22 protein-coding genes are annotated in these 24,213 nt (G+C 61.1%); 3 read left to right on the top strand and 19 right to left on the bottom strand.

What is annotated here, in order from left to right:
• Positions 1-242 precede the first annotated feature (242 nt).
• The gene (katA, locus tag ACYF6X_RS03500; protein WP_063989003.1) at positions 243-1,679 is read left to right on the top strand and encodes a catalase KatA; all 1,437 of its coding nucleotides are present in this window, start codon (positions 243-245) and stop codon (positions 1,677-1,679) included.
• Between the two features lie 43 nt (positions 1,680-1,722).
• On the opposite strand, the gene menE is transcribed toward katA, so the two are convergent.
• From menE to idnO, 8 genes are all read right to left on the bottom strand, one after another.
• Entirely contained in the window at positions 1,723-3,108 is a 1,386-nt protein-coding gene (gene menE, locus ACYF6X_RS03495) for an o-succinylbenzoate--CoA ligase (protein ID WP_130017843.1), read from the bottom strand.
• Positions 3,096-4,079, bottom strand: a complete 984-nt coding sequence (gene menC, locus ACYF6X_RS03490) for an o-succinylbenzoate synthase (RefSeq protein WP_130017842.1) — start codon at positions 4,077-4,079, stop codon at positions 3,096-3,098. Before menC ends, menE begins: the two co-directional genes overlap by 13 nt.
• The gene (gene menB / locus ACYF6X_RS03485; protein WP_063989000.1) at positions 4,079-4,936 is read right to left on the bottom strand and encodes a 1,4-dihydroxy-2-naphthoyl-CoA synthase; all 858 of its coding nucleotides are present in this window, start codon (positions 4,934-4,936) and stop codon (positions 4,079-4,081) included. The genes menC and menB overlap by 1 nt, the downstream gene beginning before the upstream one ends.
• 11 nt (positions 4,937-4,947) lie before the next feature.
• On the bottom strand, positions 4,948-5,718 hold the full coding sequence (gene menH, locus ACYF6X_RS03480) for a 2-succinyl-6-hydroxy-2,4-cyclohexadiene-1-carboxylate synthase (protein ID WP_063988999.1): 771 nt from the start codon (positions 5,716-5,718) through the stop codon (positions 4,948-4,950).
• Positions 5,715-7,391 (bottom strand): 2-succinyl-5-enolpyruvyl-6-hydroxy-3-cyclohexene-1-carboxylic-acid synthase, encoded by a 1,677-nt coding sequence (gene menD / locus ACYF6X_RS03475; RefSeq protein ID WP_130017841.1) that lies wholly within the window; start codon positions 7,389-7,391, stop codon positions 5,715-5,717. The genes menH and menD overlap by 4 nt, the downstream gene beginning before the upstream one ends.
• Before the next feature lie 380 nt (positions 7,392-7,771).
• Positions 7,772-8,083, bottom strand: coding sequence for a stress response protein ElaB (gene elaB, locus ACYF6X_RS03470; protein ID WP_025160172.1), 312 nt, complete (start codon positions 8,081-8,083; stop codon positions 7,772-7,774).
• A gap of 81 nt (positions 8,084-8,164) precedes the next feature.
• Positions 8,165-9,196, bottom strand: a complete 1,032-nt coding sequence (idnD, locus tag ACYF6X_RS03465; RefSeq protein ID WP_130017840.1) for an L-idonate 5-dehydrogenase — start codon at positions 9,194-9,196, stop codon at positions 8,165-8,167.
• A gap of 22 nt (positions 9,197-9,218) precedes the next feature.
• Positions 9,219-9,983: a gluconate 5-dehydrogenase gene (gene idnO / locus ACYF6X_RS03460; protein WP_107227612.1), complete on the bottom strand. Its 765-nt coding sequence runs from the start codon at positions 9,981-9,983 to the stop codon at positions 9,219-9,221.
• 268 nt (positions 9,984-10,251) lie between these two features.
• On the opposite strand from idnO, the gene ACYF6X_RS03455 reads away from it, so the two are divergent.
• Entirely contained in the window at positions 10,252-11,235 is a 984-nt protein-coding gene (locus ACYF6X_RS03455) for a LacI family DNA-binding transcriptional regulator (RefSeq protein WP_063988995.1), read from the top strand.
• On the opposite strand, the gene ACYF6X_RS03450 is transcribed toward ACYF6X_RS03455, so the two are convergent.
• The 6 genes from ACYF6X_RS03450 to ACYF6X_RS03425 all read right to left on the bottom strand — a co-directional run bounded on the left by ACYF6X_RS03450 (position 11,215) and on the right by ACYF6X_RS03425 (position 17,137).
• Complete coding sequence (locus ACYF6X_RS03450) at positions 11,215-11,724, bottom strand: DUF1097 domain-containing protein (protein WP_063988994.1); 510 nt, start codon at positions 11,722-11,724, stop codon at positions 11,215-11,217. The genes ACYF6X_RS03455 and ACYF6X_RS03450 overlap by 21 nt on opposite strands.
• Positions 11,725-11,957: 233 nt before the next feature.
• Positions 11,958-13,202 (bottom strand): MFS transporter, encoded by a 1,245-nt coding sequence (locus ACYF6X_RS03445; RefSeq protein ID WP_197816210.1) that lies wholly within the window; start codon positions 13,200-13,202, stop codon positions 11,958-11,960.
• 137 nt (positions 13,203-13,339) lie between these two features.
• Positions 13,340-13,876 carry a DUF2938 family protein gene (locus ACYF6X_RS03440; RefSeq protein WP_130017838.1) on the bottom strand — a complete coding sequence of 179 codons (537 nt, stop codon included), beginning with the start codon at positions 13,874-13,876 and terminating at the stop codon, positions 13,340-13,342.
• Between the two features lie 19 nt (positions 13,877-13,895).
• Positions 13,896-14,756 carry a DMT family transporter gene (locus ACYF6X_RS03435; protein WP_063988991.1) on the bottom strand — a complete coding sequence of 287 codons (861 nt, stop codon included), beginning with the start codon at positions 14,754-14,756 and terminating at the stop codon, positions 13,896-13,898.
• A gap of 43 nt (positions 14,757-14,799) precedes the next feature.
• Positions 14,800-15,225, bottom strand: coding sequence for a cupin domain-containing protein (locus tag ACYF6X_RS03430; RefSeq protein ID WP_063988990.1), 426 nt, complete (start codon positions 15,223-15,225; stop codon positions 14,800-14,802).
• An 82-nt stretch (positions 15,226-15,307) separates the two neighbouring features.
• Positions 15,308-17,137 carry a thiamine pyrophosphate-binding protein gene (locus ACYF6X_RS03425; RefSeq protein WP_130017837.1) on the bottom strand — a complete coding sequence of 610 codons (1,830 nt, stop codon included), beginning with the start codon at positions 17,135-17,137 and terminating at the stop codon, positions 15,308-15,310.
• Positions 17,138-17,484: 347 nt separating this feature from the next.
• Here ACYF6X_RS03425 and ACYF6X_RS03420 point away from each other — a divergent pair, with 347 nt between their 5' ends.
• Entirely contained in the window at positions 17,485-18,357 is an 873-nt protein-coding gene (locus tag ACYF6X_RS03420; protein ID WP_063988988.1) for a LysR family transcriptional regulator, read from the top strand.
• A 59-nt stretch (positions 18,358-18,416) separates the two neighbouring features.
• Here the strand turns inward: ACYF6X_RS03420 and nuoN are convergent, their stop codons facing one another.
• From nuoN to nuoJ, 5 genes are all read right to left on the bottom strand, one after another.
• Positions 18,417-19,874 carry an NADH-quinone oxidoreductase subunit NuoN gene (gene nuoN / locus ACYF6X_RS03415; RefSeq protein WP_033635324.1) on the bottom strand — a complete coding sequence of 486 codons (1,458 nt, stop codon included), beginning with the start codon at positions 19,872-19,874 and terminating at the stop codon, positions 18,417-18,419.
• Positions 19,875-19,880: 6 nt separating this feature from the next.
• Positions 19,881-21,410 carry an NADH-quinone oxidoreductase subunit M gene (gene nuoM, locus ACYF6X_RS03410; protein WP_025303660.1) on the bottom strand — a complete coding sequence of 510 codons (1,530 nt, stop codon included), beginning with the start codon at positions 21,408-21,410 and terminating at the stop codon, positions 19,881-19,883.
• A 95-nt stretch (positions 21,411-21,505) separates the two neighbouring features.
• Positions 21,506-23,353 (bottom strand): NADH-quinone oxidoreductase subunit L, encoded by a 1,848-nt coding sequence (gene nuoL, locus ACYF6X_RS03405; RefSeq protein ID WP_043140059.1) that lies wholly within the window; start codon positions 23,351-23,353, stop codon positions 21,506-21,508.
• Positions 23,350-23,652, bottom strand: a complete 303-nt coding sequence (gene nuoK / locus ACYF6X_RS03400) for an NADH-quinone oxidoreductase subunit NuoK (protein WP_004936014.1) — start codon at positions 23,650-23,652, stop codon at positions 23,350-23,352. The genes nuoL and nuoK overlap by 4 nt, the downstream gene beginning before the upstream one ends.
• Complete coding sequence (gene nuoJ, locus ACYF6X_RS03395; protein WP_019453717.1) at positions 23,649-24,206, bottom strand: NADH-quinone oxidoreductase subunit J; 558 nt, start codon at positions 24,204-24,206, stop codon at positions 23,649-23,651. The genes nuoK and nuoJ overlap by 4 nt, the downstream gene beginning before the upstream one ends.
• Positions 24,207-24,213: the final 7 nt, after the last annotated feature.

Raw genomic sequence — 24,213 nt, 5'->3', positions numbered from 1 at the left:
GGATAAAAGCGAAAAAATTCGTCAATAATCAAATAAATGTAAATATTTGCAAACAACAATCCATATTCGTCAAGGCAATGCCAACGATAACCGAGACCTATTTGCCGCCGCTCGGCAATAGAGCTACAACTAGTAGTGGCTTTGACCAAGGTCAGGGGAAGAAGCCCCGCCAAAGGACTATGCTGATGAACGCTTAAACCGCCCGAGTCTTTACTTAACTGCACTACGATAAGGAGCAAGTGATGAGCAAGAAAGGACTGACCACCGCAGCCGGCGCCCCGGTTGTCGATAACAATAACGTGATCACCGCAGGCAAACGCGGCCCGATGCTGTTGCAGGACGTGTGGTTCCTGGAAAAACTGGCCCACTTCGACCGTGAAGTTATCCCCGAGCGCCGCATGCATGCCAAAGGATCCGGCGCCTATGGCACCTTTACCGTCACCCACGACATCACCCGCTACACGCGCGCCAAGATCTTCTCCGAAGTCGGCAAACAGACCGACATGTTTATCCGCTTCTCCACCGTCGCCGGTGAGCGCGGCGCCGCCGACGCCGAACGCGACATTCGCGGCTTCGCCATGAAGTTCTATACCGAAGAAGGCAACTGGGATTTGGTGGGTAACGATACGCCGGTGTTCTATCTGCGCGATCCGCTGAAATTCCCCGATCTCAACCACGTGGTGAAACGCGATCCGCATACCAACCTGCGCAACCCCGTCTACAAGTGGGACTTCTTCTCCCACCTGCCGGAATCGCTGCACCAGTTGACCATCGACTTCAGCGATCGCGGCATTCCGAAATCTTACCGTCATATGCACGGTTTCGGCAGCCACACCTTCAGCTTTATCAATGCCGCCAACGAACGTTTCTGGGTGAAATTCCACTTCCGCTGCGAGCAAGGCATTGAAAACCTGATGGATGACGAAGCGGAAGCGATCATCGCCAAGGATCGCGAAAGCTCACAGCGCGATCTGTTCGACGCGATCAAACGCGGCGACTTCCCGCGCTGGAAGCTGCAAATTCAGATCATGCCGGAACACGAAGCCTCGCAGACGCCGTATAACCCGTTCGATCTGACCAAGGTGTGGCCGCACGGCGACTATCCGCTGATCGACGTCGGCTATTTCGAGCTGAACCGCAACCCCGACAACTACTTCTCAGAGGTTGAACAGGTGGCGATGAACCCCGCCAACGTGGTGCCGGGCATCAGTTTCTCGCCGGATAAAATGCTGCAGGGCCGTCTGTTCTCCTATGGCGATGCGCACCGCTACCGCTTGGGCGTCAACCACCACCAGATCCCGGTGAACGGCGCCAAATGCCCGTTCCACAACTATCATCGCGACGGCGCGATGCGCGTGGACGGCAACAGCGGCAACGGTGCCACCTACGAACCGAACAGCTTCGGCCTGTTCCAGGAGCAGCCGGACTTCAGCGAACCGCCGCTGAGCATTGAGGGCGCGGCCGACCACTGGAATCATCGTGAAGACGACGATTACTACAGCCAGCCGCGCGCGCTGTTCAACCTGCTGAGCGCCGAAGAGCACCAGCGCATGTTCACCCGCATCGCCGGCGAACTGTCGCAGGTGCCGGAACACATCCAGCGCCGTCAGGTCGAGCTGTTCACCAAGGTGCACCCGGACTACGGCGCTGGCGTCGCCAGGGCGTTGGGGTTGAAATAACCCCCTGCTGCCATCCGCTCAGCCGCCCTGTCGGGCGGCTTTTTTATGCCTGAGAGAGACGCTGCGCCACCCACTGCTGCAACTGGCGGCGCGAAATTTTGATGCCGCCGTTTTTCAGCTCGTCAGGCAGCGGGAGCAACGCCGCCGGGCGTTGGAAATTGGCCAGCTTATCCTGCGACCAGGCGAGCAACGCCGCCAGCGACAGTGACGGTTCGCCGTCGATCACCGCCACCGGCCGCTGGCCGAACTCGGCGTCCGCCACCGGCACCACAAACACCTGCGTGATCTGCGGATGCGCCGCCAGCACGCGTTCGATATCCTCCGGCTGCACCCCTTCACCGCCGCTGAAAAACAGGTTGTCCAACCGTCCGAGAATACGCAGTTCTCCCTCGGCCATCGCGCCGCGATCGCGGGTCGCAAACCAGCCCTGTTCATCGGCCAGCGGCTGCAGATGGCCATGACGCCAGTAGCCGAGCGCCAGGCTGTCGGCGCGGATCCAGACTTCTTCGTCCACCAGTTTTACCTCACGGCCGCCGAGCGGCAGGCCGACGCCTGGCCGCGCATCGGCGCGCTTGGCGCACACCGTGGAAGCCAGTTCGGTCAGCCCGTAGCCGCACCAGCAGCGGATCCCCGCCGCCTCCGCCCGTTCGGTCAGCGCCACCGGGATCATTGCGCCGCCGAGCAGCACCTCTTTCAGCGTCATGCCCGTCAGCGGTTGCGCCAGCAGCCGCCAGAGCTGTGTCGGCACCAGCGAGGCGTGCGTGCAGCCCGCCAATGCCTCGGCCAACGGATGCATCTCGCGCACCGCCAGCCGTGCGCCCGCCGCCAGCCAGCGCCAGACGATGCCCTGGCCGGAGACATGAAACAGCGGCAGTGACAGCAGCCAGCAATCCTCGCGCTGAAAATCCATCAGCCGCAACACCCCGGCGGCGCTGGCCAAATGGTTGGCATAGCTGTGTGCCGCCGCTTTCGGCATACCGCTGGAGCCCGAGGTCAGCGTCAGCGTCGCCAGACGCCGCACATCCCACGTCGGCAGGTTCGACCAACGCGGCTCGGTCGAGGGCGGCGTCAATCGAATCACCTCTTCCGGCAGCGCCGGCAACGGATCCGGGCCGAAGGCAAAGGTGATGTCCAATTCGGGCAACAGCTGCGTCAGCAGCGGCGTCGGCAAGGCGGGATTGAGCGGCAACAGGCGCGCGCCGCATTGCAACAGCGCCAGGTAGGCCAACAGCAGCGGATAGCTGTTTTTACCGCACAGCGCCACGCCGCAGCCCGGCTCCACGCCCCGGTGCTGAAAATCCGCCGCCAGCTCATCCACCTGGCTTTGCAACGCCAGCCAGCTCAGCGGCCGTTCGCCGAGCAGCAGCGCCGTCGCCTGCGGTTGAAGGCGTGCCCAGTACCGCCACGGCCAATCGCTTAACGGCGCCATAGGCACTCCAGCGCCGAAATATCCAACAGCGGCAATGCGCTGCCCGGCCACGGCCGCAGCACCTGTGCCTGCATCAGCCCCAGCGTGTCCAGCCCCGGCACGGTGTCCGGCGTCAGCCAGCGGGCGATGCGCGCCAGCTGGGTCAACCCCAGGCTGGACTCGATGCTGGAGCTGATCACCGCCGTCAGCCCCGCCGCATGCGCCTGCGCCACCAGCGCCTGGCAGCACGTCAGGCTACCGACCAGCGTCGGCTTGATCACGATGGCCGCCACGCCCGGCTCGGCCTGCACCACAAAATCCGCCTCACGCACGCTCTCATCCCAGGCAATGGCAATGCCGGTCGCCCGGGCGAAATCGCGCGATTCATCACGGGTCTTGCAGGGCTCTTCCAAAAAGGCGATGCGATCGCGCCACGCCGGGTTGACGTATTTGGCGAAGCCGTCGGCTTTGGCGCGGGTCCAGCTGCGGTTGGCATCCAGCCGCAGCCGCAGATCCGGCAGCGCCTCCAGCAGCACGTTGACGATCATGCCGTCGCGCACCGCTTCATACAGCCCCACCTTCACTTTCGCGACTTTCTCGCCCGGCAAGGCGCTCAATATCTCGAACAGCTCGTCCGGATCGCCGGTGCACAGCGGCGCCTTGCGGAAATCCGCCTGCGTCGGCAAGCGCTGCTCCAGCTCGGCCTGCGCGCAGCTAATCCCAAAGGCCACCGAGGGCAGCGTGCTGTCATCCGGTTCGTTGCCCGCCAACCAGGCCTGCAGCCAGTCCAACGCGGCCTGTTCGGCCTGCGCCAACGTTTCTCGGCTGAATTCCGGCAGCGGCGCGATCTCGCCCCAGCCTTCACGCTCGCCCTGACGCAGCTGCACCACCCATCCGTCACGCGTTTTCAACCGCTGATTGCGCAGCACCACGCCCGCCTCCATCGGCAGGCTGTAACGGTAAAGCGCCGCGCTGCGGTTTACCCCGCTCATTACGGGTTACGCTTGAATTTGCTGAAGTCCGGCTGACGCTTCTCGTTGAACGCGTTGCGCCCTTCCTGCCCTTCGTCGGTCATGTAGAACAGCATGGTGGCGTTGCCCGCCAGCTCCTGCAAACCAGCCTGGCCGTCGCAGTCGGCGTTCAGCGCCGCCTTCAGGCAGCGCAGCGCCATCGGGCTGTTCTGCAGCATTTCTCGGCACCAGCGCACCGTCTCTTTTTCCAGATCGGCCAACGGCACCACCGTATTGACCAGGCCCATGTCCAACGCGGCAGCGGCATCGTACTGGCGGCACAGGAACCAGATTTCACGCGCCTTCTTCTGGCCGACGATGCGCGCCATGTAAGACGCGCCCCAGCCGCCGTCGAACGAGCCCACTTTCGGGCCAGTCTGGCCGAAGATGGCGTTATCCGCCGCGATGGTCAGATCGCACATCATGTGCAGCACGTGGCCGCCGCCGATCGAATAACCGGCCACCATCGCCACTACCGGTTTCGGGCAGGTGCGGATCTGGCGCTGGAAGTCCAGCACGTTGAGGTGATGCACGCCGCTGTCGTCGCGATAGCCGCCGTAGTCGCCGCGTACTTTCTGATCGCCGCCGGAGCAGAAGGCCTTATCGCCGGCGCCGGTCAGAATAATGACGCCGATACCGTCGTCGTAACGGGCGTTAGCCAGCGCGTCGATCATCTCTTTAACCGTTTGCGGGCGAAACGCATTGCGCACCTGCGGCCGGTTAATGGTGATTTTGGCGATGCCGTCGGCGGACTTGTGATACAGAATATCGTCGAAATCGCCGGTGCAATCCTGCCAGGCGATGGCGGCATACAGCTGTTCTTCATTCGGATAAAGCATGTTCGGTTCCTTTAACCAGGGTTAACGAGAAAGGTCTGCAGCTCGGCGACGAAATCCTGCGGATTGGCCAGATGCGCGTTGTGTCCAGCCTGCGGCACGATGCGCAACGGCAACCCGGCGTCGCGCGCCAGCCGTTGAAATTTGGGGTCGTTCTCACCGCACAGCACCTGCAGCGGCACGCTCAGTTGGCGCAGCTGCGGCGCCAGATAGGGCTGCCGCCCGAGCGAGGTGGCTTCGAGCATGTCGGCGATCGCCGGGCCGTTATTGACCGAGCGCGCGGCGATCAGCGCCTGGCGGTGCACGTGGCTGAGCTCTTTGAACACCGGCTGCTGGTACCAGTCCGCCAGGACCTCGGCGATCGGCTCACTGCGAAAACGCGCCGCCCACAGCGCATCCTGCTCGCAGCGCCGGCGGCGCTGTTCTTCGTCCTCCAGCCCCGGGTTGCCACCCTCGACGATCACCCCTTGCAGGCCGGCATGGCGGCCGTGGCAAGCGTGATACATGGCGATGCGCCCGCCGAGCGAATAGCCCACCAGCCAATAACGTTCGATATTGCGCAGTTGCAGCGTAGCGGCGATTTGCGCACTGATGTCGTCGAAACCGCGGCAGGTCACCGCCACGGAATCGCCGTGGCCGGGCAGATCGATGGCCAACGACGGCCATTCCGGGCAGCGCGCGGCGATCACGCGCCATTCATTGTTGTTGCCGAGCAGGCCGTGCAGCCACACCAGCCACGGGCGGCCCGCTTCGCCCTGTTGCAAAATTCGCGTCGCCAGCATCATTGCACCGCCATCTGTTGCACCAGGTATTGCAGGCTTTCGGCCCCCGCGCTCGGCGGCACCTGCAGCTCTATCAGCGTGGCGCCGCCGCGCCGCCAGCCTTGCTCAACTGCCTGTTGCAGCTGGCTCCAGTTCTCCGGCCGCGCGTAGTCAAGCTGGAACATCGCCGCCGCGTGGCTGAACTCGACGTTCTGCGGCATGCAGTAAAAGCGCTGACGATCCTCTTCCGGCGTCGGCAGCAGCGAGAAAATTTGGCCGCCGTTATTATTGACGACGATCAGCACCGTCGGCGCCGAACAGTGGCGTAGCAGCGCCAGCGCATTGAGGTCATACAGTGCGGAAAGGTCGCCCACCACCGCCAACGTCGGCCTGGCAGTGGCGCGCTGCACGCCGGCGGCGGTGGAAATCAGACCGTCGATACCGCTGGCGCCGCGGTTGCTGAATACCGGGTAAGCGGCAGGCAGCGTCGTTAACGCGTCGATCAGCCGCACCACCAGGCTGTTGCCGAGAAACAGCTGGCCGTTCTCCGGCAGCAGTTCCGGCAGGCGGTGCGCCAGCTGCGCTTCGCCAAAGTTATCGTGCAGATGCGTGGACGCCGCCGTCAGCGCCTTATCCGCCAGCGCGGCCAACCCGGCAGCCCACGGCGCGCGCGGTTGCGCCGGATGCTGCTTCAACCACTGCACCACGCCGATGCGCAGGCGCCGTCCCCGGTGCTGGGCCGGATCGAGCCGCCCCGGCAGCTCGTCAATGATCCAATACTCTTCCGGCCGGCACTGCGCCTGCCACTGCAGCAGGCGTTTGCCGGTCAGGCTGCCGCCGAACTGCACCACCAGCTGCGCATCTTGCAGTACGCGTTGCGCCTGAGGATCAGCGAGCCACAAATCGGCGCAGGGCAGCGGTTGCCCGGTCTGCGACAGCACGTCGCCGATCAGCGGCCAGCCCAGCGTTGCGGCCCATTCGGCCACCTGTGCGCCCTCTTGCGCGCTCATGCGGCCGGCGAGCACCACGCCGCGCTTTTGCCGCCAGAAGAACCAGTCCGGCTGCAGCAATGGCGCCGCATGCGTCCCGCTTTCCTGCAGCCACGGACGATCACTCTGCCACCAGTCGCCCAGCGCAGCCGACCAATCGGCATAGTGACGTTCGTCGCCGCCGTACAGCGGTTCAGCGAACGGGCAGTTGATATGCAAAGCGCCGTGCTGCAAGCGCGCCATCGCGCTGTCGACGCTGGAGGCCAGCCACGCGGCCGGAATATCCGGCGTTGGGCGCGGCAGCTCGATCGCCAGCGTCGGGTGGCTGCTGTAGAGGCCGTTTTGACGGATCGCCTGATTGGCGCCGCAGTCGATCAACTCCGGCGGCCGATCGGCGGTGAGAAACACCAGCCGCTCACCGGTCAGGCCGGCTTCGATCAACGCGGGATAAAGGTTCGCCGCCGCGGTGCCGGACGTGACGATCACCGCCACCGGCTCACGCGCCGCCTTCGCCAGCCCAAGCGCCAGATGGCCGAGCCCGCGCTCATCAAAATGGGTATGACAGATAAACGATCGGTTGGCTGCGGCGGCCAACGTCAGCGGCGTGGAGCGCGATCCCGGAGCGATACAAACATGCCGCACCCCATGGCGGGCCAGCGCCTCGAGCAGCACAGCCGCCCACCGGCGATTAAAAACACTTGTCGACATAGTTCGCTCACAAGTCAGTTAGCAGAGATCGTCTCCGGCGCAGCCGACGGACACCGCGCCTGTAGTTACGCTCTGTATTATATGAGGTGTTATTTTCACGGCTTTTGCGCCAGCGCAAGAACGCCGTATATCCCTGGGTGTTTACACCAGATAATTATTTGATTTAGAACAAAAAATAAACAATAAACACACAAACACTTTACACTTGAGGCGGCGCCAGCTCAATCCGTCCATACAAAAACAAGGGAAATAGAGACGCTCCGACGGCGGCTTGCGGGAAGTATAGGCGGGATCAGGGAAAGCTAGCGGGGAAACGGCGAGATGAACAACACAGCCTGCAGAAAAGCACGAGGCGGCCTGCGCCGCCCCGATGCCGTGATTTATTTACGGGCCAGCAGCAGCCCCAGCACCAGCCCGACGGTGGCGCCGATACCTACGCTGTGCCAGGGTTTATCCCGCACGTAGTCGTCGGTGCGGTGCACCGCTTCTTTGGCGCGCGCGTAGTAGGATTCACCGGTGTTCGCCCAGCGCGCCTTGACCTCACTCAGCGCCTGCTCGGCGTGCGACTTGATGTCGACGTAAGCCTGATCCGCGCGATCGCCGGTGTATTGCAGCACTTCTTCCAGCGTCTCGGTCAGCATTCTCAGATCGTCATCCAGCGTAGTTTGCTCAGCATCCGTATGTCTTGCCATCGTGAGATCTCCGTGGTTGAAAAATTAAGCGTTCCTACACTATAGACAAGGATCGCCGCCTGCGGCCATCGGACTTTTACCCTAAAACACCAATTGCACCTTGGCGGCCTGGCGCTTATCGCCGGCAAACTCCAGCGCCTGCGCCAGCTGCCCGCTGGCAAACTCCGCCGACAGCAACGGCAGCGGATCGACCACGCCGTCGGCCAGCCACGCCACCGCCAACGCAAACTCCGCCACGAAGCGGAAGGATCCGAGCAGGTTCAACTCCTTGGCGATCAACAACATCAGCGGGAAATCGGGGAAGCTGCTACCCATGCCCACCTGCACCACGGTGCCTTTGGCGCGGGTGATCTCCAGGCAGCGCTGCAGCGACTGCGGGTGCCCCGCCACTTCGAAGGCGACGTCGAAATACCCCTTGTCCTGCTGATAATCGCTCACATCGTCGTCCGCGGCATGCAGACACCGATCGGCCCCCATTTGCCTGGCGATCGCCAGGCAGCGCGGGCTGAGATCGGCACAGACAATCTCGGCGGCGCCCAGCGCTTTCAGCGCCGCCACCAGCAAGCAGCCGATCGGGCCGACGCCGGACACGAAGATCTTTTTCCCCGCCACGTCGCCGGGCTGCTTCGCCGCGTGGACAGCCACCGCCAGCGGCTCGGCAAACACCATCACCCTGTCGTCGCGATCGGCACCGTAAGGGACACACTGCGCGCTATCCACCACTTTGTATTGGGTAAAAGCCCCGTCAACGTGCGGAAAATACATCGCGCTGCCGAAAAAACGCATCTCGACGCATTGATTGCTTTGCTGCGCCAGACAGTATTTGCACTGCCCGCAGGGTTTGCTGGGATTGAGCGCCACCTTCTGCCCGACCGGCAGCCGCGGTGAATCGCTGGCGACCACCTCGCCGATCACCTCATGGCCCAGCACCATCGGCTGACGCACCTGAAAATTGCCGACCTTGCCTTCCTGGAAGTAATGCAGATCCGAGCCGCAGATGCCGCCGCGGCTGATTTTCACCAGCGTTCCCCGCCCCCGGTAATCCACTTCTTGCGCGATCACCGCCACATCTCGTTTGCCATTGACCACGCAGGACTGGGTTTGAATTTTCATCTCAAGACTCCACGAAAAAAGATTACACCGCCGCCGACATGCCGCCATCGACAAACAGCAGCTGCCCGTTGACGAAGGCGGAGGCGTCGGCGGCCAGGAACACCGCCGCGCCGATCAGCTCCTGCGGATCCCCCCAGCGCGCGGCGGGCGTACGCTGGGTCAGCCAGGCGGTGAAGGCCGGATCGTCGGCCAGCGCCTGCGTCATCTCGGTTTTGAAGTAGCCGGGGGCAATGCCGTTAACCTGAATGTTGTAGCGCGCCAGCTCCACGCACATGCCGCGCGTCAACATTTTCACCGCGCCCTTGGACGCCGCATAAGGGGTGATGGTGTCGCGGCCCAGCTCGCTTTGCATCGAACCGATATTGACTATCTTGCCGCGCCGGCGCGGCACCATGTAACGGGCCACGGTCTGTGACACGATGAAGACCGCTTTCTGGTTGACGGCGATGATGTCGTCCCAGTCTTGCTCCGGGAACTCGGTGAACGGGTGGCGGCGCTGGATGCCGGCGTTGTTGATCAAGACGTCTATCGCGCCGATGTCCGCTTCGATACGGTCGATGGCGGCATGCACCGCCTGGGAATCGGTGACGTCGAACGCCGCCGCATCCGCACGCAGCCCCTCTTCGCGCAGGCGATCGGCGGCGTGCCGGGCATGTTCTTCGGTGGTGGCGTTGACCAGAATATGTGCGCCTTGCTGCGCCAGGCCGCGCGCCAGCAGAAAACCGATGCCGCGCGAGGCGCCGGTGATCAAGACGGTTTTGTTATCCAGAGAAAATAGATTGTTCATGGTGATTCCCGGCCATCAGGCCTCCAATCGGACAGGCCTCTATCTCAGCCGATTGTTACCGGTAAAAACGTGATGGGAATCACTGAAAATCATGTTACGAAACCCTGTTACCCTTAACGTGATCTCACGCAGGCAGTTCGCGGGTAAAAATCATCTATCCAATTGAAAAATGGCTATTTTCAATAGAAGCGCATTCGTTGTTACCGCCAAATCGATTTGTTAACATACCGCTATCCGCCCTTGCCGCACCGCCCGTGAAGGCCACCGAATGAAACACCCTCGCGTTACGCTACAGGACATCGCACAATTGGCCGGCGTGACCAAAATGACCGTCAGCCGTTTTCTGCGCACGCCGGAAAAAGTGGCGGCCGACACCGCCGAACGCATTGCGCAGGTCATGCGGGAGCTGAACGTCACAGATGCCGATACCGCACAGGCCGGCAGAAAACCGCGCATCGGCGTACTGATCCCCTCCTTCAACAACCAGATCTTCGCCGACCTGCTGGCCGGTATAGAATCCGTTACCCAAGCGCGGGGTTACCAAACGCTGGTGGTGAACTACGATTACAGCCCGCAGCGGGAAGAAGAGCAGATCGCACAGCTGCTGAGCTACCCGATCGCCGGGCTTATCCTCACCGACTCTGCGCATACCTTGCGCGCAGAGACCTACCTCGGCGCCGCCAAAATCCCCCTCGCACAGGTGATGGATCTCGACGCGCCGCCAGGGCGGATTGCGGTGGGGTTCGATAATGAACAAGCGGGGTATGACATGACCGAAGCGCTGCTCGCCAGCGGCAAACGGCATATCGTTTACTTTGGCGCCATGTCGGACGCCCGCGACAATAAACGCTATCGGGGTTACTGCCGCGCCATGGCGTCTCAGGGGCAAACGCCGCGTCAGATCACGCCGCATCGGGTCTCTTCGGTTTCGATCGGCGCCGACATGCTGGCGATGGCGTTCGAACGCTACCCGCAGCTCGACGGTATCCTGTGCACCAACGACGATCTGGCGGTGGGCGTGTTGCAGGCCTGCCTGCGCCTCGGCGTGCGCGTGCCGCAAGAGGTTGCGTTATCGGGTTTTCACGGCCTGGATATTGGCCAGGCGACCACGCCGGGCATCGCCAGCGTGATCACGCCGCGCTTTGAGATGGGGAAAACCGCCGCCGAAATGCTGCTGCTGCGGATCGCGGGCGAACCCTGCGCCGAGCGCCACGATCTGCACTACCGCCTCTCACTCGGCGGCACCGTTTGAGCCGGCATTCGGGCTGACCGGCTGTGCGGCACGGGCTTTTTCGCTGCGCGCCGCCCACCACAACCCGCTGTTTTTCATCGCATAGCCGAACAGCAGGCCGACCAGCAGGGACAGCGTCACCAGCGGCCAATCGCCGCCGCCGGCGAAGGTCGCACAGGCGCCGATAAAGGTGCCGGGCACGAACCCCAGCCACTGCTGTTTGGCCTGAATGCACATCAGGAACGCCACGACGCCGGTCAGCAGATACCCCAAGAGATTCCACTGCGGCGCCAGTTCGCTGCCGTGGATGATCGCCATTGCCCAGAAGACACCGCTGCAGCAGGTCAACGCGCCGATCAACAGCCCTTTCAGCCCGCCCTGCGGGCAGGCGAAATACGCCGTGCAGCCGAGAAAACCGGCCCAACCGATCAGCCCCAGGCTGACGGCAACCCATCCCCACACGCCGGACAGGATCCCGGTCGTAACGGCAATGGCGAAAAGAACGTTCATAAAGTGACCCGCGGCAAAAATAAAGCGCGCAGTTTACCCGAAGCGCGTTATTTTTTCGTGATTAAAATCACGATAAAAATGCAAATGCGGAAATGAAAATACCGTAAAAGTGAGATTTATCACAAAAAAAGCCAGCGTGACGAGCACGCTGGAATAACACAACACCAGGGAAATCACGATCTCAAATGAAATGCCAACATGCGACGCCAGTCACCCCCTCCCGAACGCAGGTTTCAGCGTGGGAAGCCCGCACGCGTTACCATGACGCTCAACATCAAACAAATCACGGCGCTGCTCAGGAATAACAAGTGGGTCGCCAAATGCAAATCGGCGTGGTCGATCACAACGCCCAACAGAATCGGCACCCAGTTAGCGATATAAGCGATCACGTAGAACAGGGAGATCAAACGCGCATGACTGGCTTTCGGTGAAATCAGATTCACCAGCGTGGCGCTGCCGACAAAGATCGCGCCATAGGCGTAACCGGCGATCACCATGCCTGCGGCGGCCAGCGCCAGCGAATGGATCTGAATCGCCACGGCGAACACGCCGACCGACAAAGCCTGGGCCAGGCAGCCGAACAACAGCGAATGGCGGGCGTTGATGCGACGACTCAAAATCTGGCTGATGCCGGCAATCACCAGATAGACGGCGACCACATAGCCAAAGACGCCACGGTTCTGCATGTCCAACAGTTTTTCGGCGACGCTCGGCCCTATCGCCAGAATGCTGGCGGCGACCGCCCAGCAAATAAACAGCGCCCCGGCACACAAGAAGAATTTACCGCCGGTCGCGCGCAGGCCATCTGCCAGAGAACGCTTCGCCATCGGCGCGTTTTCCGCCGCTGCGCTACCGGCCTGCGCCGCCACCGCTTCTCGCGGCCAGCGCAGCATCACGCCCAATGCGGCGACGGCGGCAATGGCCATGATGATGATGAACGGCAACGACGTGGTATGAAAACCGGTCTGCAGTGCGACGCCGCTAAAGATAGGGCCCAGGGCCAATCCGGTGGTAAAGGACAGCGTCGCGATCAACGCCGCATTTTTTCCGCCGTCCTGCGGCCCGAATCGCACCAACGCGATATTCGCCGCACCGGTCAGGGCGCCGGTGCCGACACCGGCCAGCAGCCGTGCCATAAACATCATGAAGAATGACGACGCCACCGAAAACAGCAGCGCACCAAGCAACACCACCAATAGCGCCGGCACGATCATGCTGCGCAGGTCTTTTACTTTCCCCGCCATATTGCCTACGCCGAACAGCGAAATCAGCACGCCGGCGGCATAAGCGCCGTAGATGATCGTCAGGCTGACCGAACTCAACGCCAGCTCATGTTGATAAAGCGGATAAAGCGGCGTCGGCGCACTGCTGTTCAACAGCGCTGACATCAATGCCAACGCCAGAAACAGCAAAATAGCGAAATGTGATGTTCCCGACTTCGCTTTAGCCGTTTCTTCAACGGCGATACTTTCTGACATGTTCAACTCCCGAATCGATCAGGCATTCGCCCTAAATAAATGCGCCTTCCCGCATGCCACGCGGCTTCAGGAAGCGCGCTTATCATAGCGTTGGGCTATCACGCCCAAAATAGCCAAGAATGCATCATCGTGATTCATTAATGCAGCATCTCAGCGTCGGGCATGCATTTCTGCAGCATGCGACGGCACCAAACGATGGCGCAACCGCCCAATGCCACGCCATACACCGCATGGTTGGCCAGGCTGGCGATCAGCAAAGCCGGATTTTTACCGGCCATTCCCCAAAGACCCAAACCCACCGAGGGGTAAATGAAGCACAGCGAGATCAGCGAACAGGCCAGGCCATACGTCAGCGCCCCGACCAACAGGACGCCCCCCGGCTTAAGGCGCGGGCAGACCAGGCAATAGAACGGGATCGCCAGGCTAATGCCGGCAAAATAGTGCGCGCCGTAGCCCATCACCAGAGCCGCAGGCGCATCGGGGATGTCGCCTGGCCGCAAAAACCAAAATTGCCCCTGCAGCCATTGATTCATCAGTTTGCCGATGAAGGCCAGGTTGAGCTTGCCGATGAGACCGGCGCTGGAGGCGACACTGTTCACCCCATCCATCGCCAGCGTCGCCACCATGCCAAACAAGACCGCCATCGCCATGACGCCAACCGGACGCATGTTCATTGTTTCGTTCCTTATCACGTTATGCCACCGCCTGCTCAGGCTTAGCCGAGGCACGCTTGCGCACCGCCAACGCGCCGGACAACACGATCAGCGCCATACCGGCGGCGGCGATATAAGACAGCTGCTCGCCAAATATCAGATAACCAAGCAGCGTAGAGAAAATGATGGTGCTGTAAGAGAGGGTGCTGACAATCACCGCATTGCCGCCCCCGTAGGCGCGCGTCATGGCGATCTGCCCCAGACTGCCGAAGACGCCGATGGCGCAGACGCACAGCAGCATTGCACCGTCCAGCAAGGAAAAACCCAGCAACGCGGTCATCAGGCCGCCAACCAACGTTCCCACCAGCGAGAAATAGAACACCACGCGCAGTTCCGGCTCGCCGCGCCGCACCAGCTTACCGACGTTAAAGTAAGCCAGCGCAGTCAACAGACCGGCCGCCAGCCCGACCAGCGTGGCTACGTACTCTCCGTTGGGGGAGTCGGGGCGCAGCAATATCAAAATGCCGGCAAAGCCCAACAGCACGGAAAACAACAGCCGACCGGTCAGCTGCCCTCGGGTCGTGATGAACGCGATCGCCGACTGAAAGAGGGGATTGGTGTAACCCAGCGTGGTGGCGGTGGCGATCGGCAGATGTATCAGCGAATAAAAACCGCAGTACATCGCAGCATTGCCTATCGCCGCCCGCTTCATATGCAATCCGAGATGACGGGTGCGAAAACCGAGGCGCTGGATCTTGATCAGCGCTGCGACGATCAGCACATTGATGAGAGAACGATAAAAAATGATGTCGAAAAATCCGACTGTCGTCGACGCCAACTTGATGCAAGCACCCATCAGCGCAAAGAACCCGCTGGCGACGACCATCCACAAAGCTACCATGATCTTCTCTTATTAACGGCCTTTGGTCAGGGCCGTATCAACACTACCCGGCGGCTTTCACCGTCAACGGTTTATCGTCCGCACAAGCGAAGAACACCAGCATTTCGGCGCCCTGATCGCCGGAAACGCCCTGATGCACGATATCCACGGTATCGGTAAACGAATCCCCCTGCCGGAACGTGCGGCGTTCACCGGTTTTCCGGACCGTGAGCGAAACGCTGCCGCCGCTCATATACACAGCGCTGATGCAAGGATGGGTATGCCAGGCCAGCACCTTGTTCGGCTCTACCGTCACCTTCAGCATGGTGATCTGCGGTGCGCCGGCGGGATACTGACGATATGCCGAGCCCTCCCATGCACTTTCGGTCTTGAGCAACGTCGTTTTGACGATGCCTTCGCCATGCCCCTCGGCAGCGTGAACCGGCCCCTGAAATACGGCCAACAATGCCAAAATGCCCCATTTAACCATCTGATCGCTCCATGACTACCGCAAGTAAAAATGCCAGGCGCCACGCGCGGAGAACCTGGCGGGTTGAAAAAACAGCGTTGCCCTACAGTTCGTTGATGCGCTGCTCGTATTCCGCGATGCTCTCGGCGTAGTAGCGGTTAGGCGCCGCAAAGTTGCCTACCATTACTTCGATGAGGTACGGCCCCGGATGTTTCGCCGCGGCGCCGAGGGCCTCGTCCAGATCCTCCAGCGTCTCCGCCTTCGCGGAGGCGACCCCCAGGCTGTTGGCAAACGCTTTCCAGTCATGGTTGGGCAAGGCGGTATAGTCAGCTGAAATGCCGCGGTTTTGCAGCGTGTCGATATGCATGGCGCCGTGCGCGCTGTTGTTCATCACCACGAACACCACCTTCACGCCATAACGCGCGGCGGTCTGAATTTCGATGCCGTGCATCAACATGCAACCGTCGCCGGTCACCACGACGCAATCCCGCTGCGGTGCCGCCAGCTTGATACCGATGCCCGCGCAAATGGCCCACCCCATCGGCGCCAGGGAGCTGGAGGTGTGGTAATCCCCCCGCCCGGCCGCCAGCCAGTGATGCGCCATGAAAATGCGGTGTGCGCCCGAATCGACCACGACGTTGGTATCCGGGTTCATGCGGCTGCGAATGAGTTTAATCGCCTCGCCGGGGTACAGCCGGCTTTCGCCCTGGGCGATGCGCGCCTGCAACGTCGGCTGCGGCTGTTCCAGCGGCAGTGCGCGAACCGCGTCCAACCAGGCGTCGCGTAAGCGTGCCGCGTCGCCAAGCCGCGCGTCCTCATCGCCAACCGCGGCCAACAAACAGTGCAACGTACCGCTCAGGCTGGAAAATATCTGCAGATCCGGCTGGAAATGCGAGCTCACCTTGTCGAAGTCTTCGTCGATCGCCACCAGCGTTTTATTGCCGTGCAGTCTCGGGTTCCAGTTCAGGCTGTCGCGCTGGCTGAGATCGCAGCCCAGCACCAGCAACACGTCGACGCCTTCACCGTTGAGGGTTTCTACCGCGCGGACATGCCCGGCAAAACCGTAGACCCCTAATGCCAGAGCGTGCCCTTCGGGAAACGCGCCCTTGCCCGACAACGTCGTGGCGACAGGCAAGCGGTATTTTTCCGCCAGCCGCAACAACAGCGCGGCATCCTGCGGATTGTTCATCCGGTTACCCACCAGGCAGGCGACGTTGAGGCCACGCAGCAGGTAATCATGCAGCAGTTGTTCCACTGCCTGCACGTCCACGGCCGCTTCACGGTGCTGCGACACGCGTTCAGGCCGATCGCGACGATCGCCGAGCGCGGTTTTCTTCTGCATGTCGACCGGCACGCTCAGGTAGGCGCGCCCTTTCCGCTGTGGGTTCAGGCTGGAAAGGCTGCGGCGCAGCTCATGCTGCAAGGTCAGGTTGTTTTTCGTTTCTATCGCGGCGCAAAGCAGCGGTTTGACGATGGTCAGCTCATCGATACCGCTGTTGCTGCCGTCTTGAAAAGCGCCCTGCGCCTCATGATAGGTGGCGATGCTGCCGGCCAGGTACAGCACGGGGATCTTATCGGCTTGCGCAGCGGCCATCGCCGGCAGGAAATTCATGGTGCCGGGGCCGGAAATGCCCAGACAAACGCCAAACTTTCGGCTGGCGCGGGCATAGCCATCGGCCATAAATCCACATGCGGTTTCATGGGCACCGACGATGCCGACAATCTCGGAACGGTCAATAGAAGTGATTAACGGGTAAACCAGTTTGCCAGGGACCAAAAAGATATGTTGAATGCCGCGCGCTGCAAGGCCTTGAATAATAACATCGGCGTTGTTGCGTTCCATTTTCTCGGCGCCTGGCGCCACGGTAACTCTGACTCCGTCCTCCGTCGCCAGCGCAACGGGGGGGCACAGCATCTCTGCGTGAGACTCCATTTTTTTATATCCAGTCATATCATCGTGAGCTAACTTGATTCAGAGTCGATCCCACTCGGCGGTCGCCCAGAAATAATGGGAACCGGCTCTTATTCGTATTGCTTATGCATTAGGGTAGCCTTGGTGTAAAATGTGCGTCGGGTCGCAGCATAAGCGCCGATAAGAATAAGCATTGCCAGACAAAAATAAAGGTGCAAAACCGCTTCACGGTGATGCATTTATACATATCCTGAAACATTATAAATAATGATGATACGAAGCCTTTTTTTCGGTCTCCACACCAGAATAAACACCGCATCACACCGTGTCCTTCCTCCTCTCGCCAGTCTGTACAGAGGAGGTGCGCAATGAACTGGGACGACGCCCGATTTTTTCTCGCCGTCGCACGCTGCGGCACGCTACGCAAAGCCGCCAGCCAGCTGCATGTCGATCAGGCGACCGTCGGTCGACGGCTGTCCGCTTTCGAAGATGCGCTCGGCTCCAAGCTGTTTATCCGCACGCCGAAATCCTTCGCCCTCAGCCCGCTGGGGGAGGAAATGCTGGCGGACGTGATGAAGATGGAAAATGCGGTGCAGGCGATCAACCGTAAAGCCGCCAGCGGTGACGAAAGCCTGTGCGGCAACGTGCGCATCGCCACCACCGATACCCTGGCCGAAGCCTTCGTGATGCCGGCGCTGCAAGATCTGCGGGAACGCTATCCGGCCATCACCGTCACGCTGCTGACGGCGGTCAACATCGCCGATATTTCTTACCACGGCGCAGATCTGGCGATCCGCGGCGCCCGTCCCGATGACGATGAGCTGATCATCAAACGGTTAGCCACCATCGAAATGGGCCTGTATGCCACCCAGCACTATTTGGCGCGGCGTGGCATGCCGGTCAGGGGCGAGCAGCTGCGCGGCCACGATCTGCTGATGTTCCCGCGCGAGCTGGTGCCGCGCCACTGGAACAATTTCTGCGGCGAGGCCCTGCACGAGCCCAACGTCGTGCTGCAATGCAATTCGCAGCTGCTGCTGCGCTCCGCCACCCGCAGCGGGCTGGGCATCGGCCTGCTCTCCGCTTTTTTGGCGGACAAAGACCCGGAGCTGGTGCGCCTGTTCCCGGAGAATAAAGACTGGGTGGATATCTGGCTGGTGCTGCATCCCGATTTGCAACGCGCCGCCCGCGTGCGCGCGGTGGTGCAGGCGCTGGAAACCTCGTTTAGCGCCCATTACGGCTGAGTGCCGTTTCCCCATAAAAAAAGGTCGCCGAAGCGACCTTTTTACCGTCTGAAGCGTTATCAGAACGTCGGCTGCGCCATCTGCACCAGCGAAATCAGCGGCTGCGGATAGACACCCAACAGCAGTACCAGCGCGGCTGAGATCAGCACCACGACGCCACCGGCGGTCAACGCCCAGTTGTTCGGGGTATCGCGCTGCAGCGATTCCGGCGCGCTGAGGAACAGGCTGACAGTCACGCGCAGGTAGTAGTACAGGCCGATGGCGCTGCCTACCACGACTGCGCCGGTCAGCCACCACAGGTGTGCGCTGACGCCCATCGCGATCACGAAGAACTTACCGATAAAGCCCAGCGTCATCGGGATACCAGCCAGCGACAGCATCATCACCGTCATCACCGCGGACAAGATTGGCTTATGCCAGAACAGACCACGGTAAGAGAACAGCGAATCCGCATCCGGGCCGCGGTACGGGCTGGACATCAGGCTGACCACGCCGAAGGCGCCCAGGCTGCTGAACAGGTAACCGGCCAGGTAAACGCCGGCGGTTTCCAGCGACAGCTGATGGGTTTGCACCGCAATCAGCGCCACCAGCAGGTAGCCCAGGTGGGCGATCGACGAGTAACCCAGCAGACGCTTGATGTTGGTCTGGCTGATGGCCATCAGGTTGCCGAACAAGATAGAGCAGAACGCGATGATCGACAGCACCATGCGCAGCGCTTCGTTGTCGGCGGCCGGGGCATACAGGAACAGACGCATCACGACCGCGAAGATCGCGATCTTGCTGGCGGTCGCCAGGAAGGTCGAGACCGGCGCAGGCGCGCCCTGATACACGTCCGGCGTCCACAGTTGGAACGGCACCAGCGACAGCTTGAAGCCCAGACCGACGATCATCATGCCCATACCGGCCAGGATCAGCGGCTGGTGCATCATGTTTTCCTGCAGGCTCTTACCGAGGCCGGCCAGCGACAGATCGCCGGACTCGGCATACAGCAGCGCCATGCCGAACAGCAGGAACGACGAGGCGGCGGCGGACAGCAGCATGTACTTGATGGCGGCTTCCAGCGGGCGCTTCTGGCGGTAGGCATAGCCCACCAGGCCGAACAGCGGCAGCGAGATCAGCTCGATACCGATGAACAGCGAAGCCAGATGGTTGGCGCTCGCCAGCAGGATGCCACCCATGGCGGCGATCAGCACCAGCAGGTAGAACTCTTCGCGGTTATCCGGATAGCCGACCAGCCACGGATACGCGAAGGTGCAGGTTGCCAGACTCGCCAGCAGCACCAGCCCGGTGTAGAACATCGAGTAACCGTCAACCCGCAGCAGCGGGGTGACGTCCATTGGGCCTGCCTGGCCGACAAAGTACAGCGAAAGCAGCGCCAGGTTGAGACCGATCACGGTCAGGGTGGCGTTGATAAAGTGGTCGCGTCGCCACGCAATGCCTAGCATCACAACCACCACCGTCAATCCGACGATCAACAGCGGCAGCAGTGCGATCAGTTGTTGAGGAGTTATTGTCATGGCGAATTACGGCCTTGTTGTTGAAATTGCTGAAACTGACGAACCAAACCAATGTTGCACGTTGCTCATCGCCGCGTTGGAAGTATCCAGAATCGGCTGCGGGTAAACCCCCAGCAGAACCAGCAACACCACCAGCAGCAGAATGATGAACAGCTCGCGCGCGGTCATGCCCTGCAGCGGCTGGTCGGACTTAGGCGCACCGTAATAAGCGCGCTGCATCATGATCAGCGAGTAAACCGAAGCGAACACCAGACCGAAGGTAGAAATCACGGTGATCACCGGCACCACCTGGTAGCTGCCGAACAGAATCATGAATTCGCCGACGAAGTTACCGGTACCCGGCATCCCCAGCGTAGCCACGGCGAAGAACAGCGACAGTGCAGGGATGAATTTGATCCGCCCCCACAGGCCGCCCATCTGACGCATGTCGCGGGTATGCAGACGCTCATACAGCTGGCCGCAGATGATAAACATACCGGCGGCGGACAGGCCGTGCGCGATCATCTGGATCACCGCGCCCTGGTAAGCCAGCTGGCTGCCGGTGTAGATGGCGATCAGCACGAAGCCCATGTGCGATACCGAGGTGTAGGCGATAAGACGCTTGATGTCGGTTTGCGCGAACGCCATCCAGGCGCCGTAGAAGATGCCGATCACGCCCAGCCACATGGCGATTGGCGCAAACTCGTGCGAAGCCTCAGGGAACAGCGGCAGGCTGAAACGCAGCAGGCCGTAGGCCGCGGTTTTCAGCAAGATGCCCGCCAGGTCGACGGAACCTGCGGTCGGTGCCTGGCTGTGCGCGTCCGGCAACCAGCCGTGCAGCGGCACCACCGGCATTTTCACCGCGAAGGCGATGAAGAAGCCCAGCATCAACAGATATTGCACGTTGTGGGACATCGGCGTTTGCAGCAGGTCTTCGTAATCGAAGGTCCACACGCCGGTCGCGTTGTAGTGCACGAACACCAGGCCCAGGATCGCAATCAGCATCACCAGACCGCTGGCCTGGGTGTAGATGAAGAACTTGGTCGCCGCGGTGATACGGGTTTTACCGTCCGACGCCTTGTGGCCCCACAGCGCGATCAGGAAGTACATCGGCACCAACATCATTTCCCAGAAGAAGAAGAACAGGAACATGTCGATGGCGAGGAACACGCCGATAACGCCGCCCAAGATCCACAGCAGGTTGAGGTGGAAGAAGCCCTGATACTTCTGGATTTCACGCCAGGAACAGAGGATCGCCAGCACGCCCAGCAGACCGGTCAACACCACCATCAGCAGCGACAGGCCGTCCAGCGCCAGGTGGATGGAGATGCCGAAGCGCGGGATCCACGGCAGCAGGAATTCGCTCTGCCACTGCGGAATGCCTTTCGGCGTAGTCAAGGTATAGCCGCCCTGCATCCACAGCTGCAGAGAGAGCGCCAACGTCAGCCCCATTGCGATCAGCGCTATCCAGCGCGGCACCTTAGTACCGAAGCGCTCAAGCTGCCAGCACAGCAGACCGCCGATAAAGGGGATAAGAATTAGCCAAGGTAATAGCATGGCGTTTTGTGTCCCTTATACGAATAATTTCAAACTTTGTACGTAGCGCCTGCCCGGCGCTACGCCCGAAAAATGCGTCTGTTTAAATTATTCAATTAAACCAAAATCAACAGAGCCAATACGACCACTGCACCCACACCCATAGACGCTATATACCAACGCACCTGACCGTTCTCGCTCACCGTCAGACCGCGGTTCCCCCAGCGGGAGAAGACGGCCGGCAGGTTCATCAGCGAGTTCAGCGGATCGCGCTGCAGCAGCTTCGCAATGCCCAGGTACGGCTTGACGAACACTTTGTCATACAGCCAGTCGAAGCCCCAGGCATGGAACCACCAGGTCGAGAAGAAACGCCCCGGCGCGCTGTTGGCGATGCTGTTGACCAGGCTGCGTTTGCCCAGCCACAGCGCGGCCGCCAGCAGAATGCCGACGATAGCCACCACGCCGGAGGTGATTTCAAGCGTCAGCACGCTGCCGTGCGCCAGCTCGGTTGTATCCGGCAGCACGCCCTGCAACGGCGGCACGATCATCGCGCCGACGAAGGTGGACAGCACCAGCAGAACCAACAGCGGCAGGTGGTGAGTGATGCCTTTACCGGCATGCGCTTTGATTTTCTCTTCGCCATGGAACACGATGAAAATCATACGGAAGGTGTACAGCGAGGTCATGAACGCGCCGACCAGGCCGGCCACCATCAGGTTGATGTGGCCGTTGGCCATCGCGCCCGCCAGGATCTCGTCCTTACTGAAGAAGCCGGCCGTGACCAGCGGCAACGCAGACAGCGCCGCGCCACCCACCAGGAAGCAGACATACACCAGCGGGATGCTCTTGCGCAGGCCGCCCATCTTGAAGATGTTTTGCTCGTGGTGGCAAGCCAGGATCACCGAACCGGACGACAGGAACAGCAGCGCCTTGAAGAACGCGTGGGTCATCAGGTGGAAGATCGCCGCGTCCCATGCCTGCACGCCCAGCGCCAGGAACATGTAACCGATCTGGCTCATGGTGGAGTAAGCGAGCACGCGCTTGATGTCGGTCTGCACCAGCGCGGCGAAGCCGGCCAGCAGCAGAGTAACCGCACCGACGATGCCCACCAGGTGCAGCACTTCCGGCGCCATCAGGAACAGGCCGTGCGTACGGGCGATCAGATAGACGCCCGCGGTCACCATGGTCGCCGCGTGGATCAGTGCGGAAACCGGGGTTGGGCCCGCCATCGCGTCCGCCAACCAGGTTTGCAACGGCAGCTGCGCCGATTTACCGACCGCACCGCCCAGCAGCATCAGGGTCGCCCAGGTGATGGCCGTGTCACCCACCGCCAGTTTCTGCGGCGCCAGGATCATCAGCTCGCGGATGTTCAGCGTGCCCAGCTCGTTGTAGAGGATGAACAGCGCGAACGCCAGGAACACGTCGCCCACGCGGGTCACGATGAAGGCTTTCATCGCCGCCGCGCCGTTGGCCGGGTCTTTGTAGTAGAAACCGATCAACAGGTAGCTGCACAGGCCCACGCCTTCCCAACCCAGATACATCAGCAGCAGGTTGTCTGCCAGCACCAAGACCACCATGCTGGCGATAAACAGGTTGGTGTAAGCGAAGAAGCGCGAATAGCCCTCTTCACCGCGCATGTACCAAGAAGCGAACATGTGGATGAAGAAGCCGACGCCGGTGACCACCGACAGCATGGTCAGCGACAGGCCGTCCAGCACCAGGGTCACGCCGATATTGAAGTTGCCGACGGCCATCCAGGTCCACAGGCTTTGTTCGAACAACTGCACGCCGGCGGCTTTCTGGGCGAGGAAATCCATCGCCACATACACCGTGACCAGCGCAGCCAGGCCGATAGAGCCCACGCCGACGGTGGCCGCCGTGTTCTCAGACCAACGACCGCGGGAAAATGCCAACAGCAGGAACCCGATCAGCGGTAGCAGAATTGTTAAATATAATAGGTTCATCCGCGCATCTCACTGACAGTATCAATATTCAGGGTATGACGACGACGGTAGAGCTGCAGCAACAGCGCCAGGCCGATACTGGCCTCGGCTGCCGCCAGGCTGATCGCCAGGATGTACATCACCTGCCCGTCCGCCTGGCCCCAGTAGCTTCCCGCCACGATAAACGCCAACGCCGCAGCGTTGATCATCACTTCCAGGCTGATCAGCATAAACAGCAGGTTGCGGCGCACCAGCAGCCCGGTCAGCCCGAGCACAAACAGGATAGCCGCCAGGATCAGGCCGTGTTGAAGAGGGATCATGCTTGCTCCTCCGATTTTCTTCTCGCCATTTCGCCACTCGCCGGCGCGTTGCTCAGCACCTCGCCAGGCTTGTGCTCGCGGCCGATATGGAAGGCGACAACCAGACCCGCCAACAGCAGCATTGAAGCCAGCTCAACCGCCAGTACGTAAGGCCCGAACAGGCTGATGCCCACCGCCTTCGCGTCGACCATCTCGCCGCTGATACCCTGGTCGGATACGCTGCGGATCGCGACGATCAATACTACCAGCAGCGCCAGCGACAACAGGCCAGGTCCGATCCACACCGTCGGCTTCATCCAGTCGCGCTCTTGCTGCTGCACGTTGCCGAGGTTCAGCATCATCACCACGAACACGAACAGCACCATGATGGCGCCCGCATAGACGATGATTTCCAACGCGGCGGCAAAGTAGGCGCCGAGCGAGAAGAAGACTGCCGAGATCGCCAATAACGAGACGATCAGATACAGCAGCGCATGTACAGGGTTGGTATGGGTGATCACGCGAATCGTCGCGGCCACCGCAATCAAACCTGCCAGGTAAAATGCAATTTCCATGCTTGCT

The organism is Serratia sp. ID 25-353 (assembly GCF_054792795.1).
This window is presented reverse-complemented; position numbering and strand designations above follow the sequence as displayed.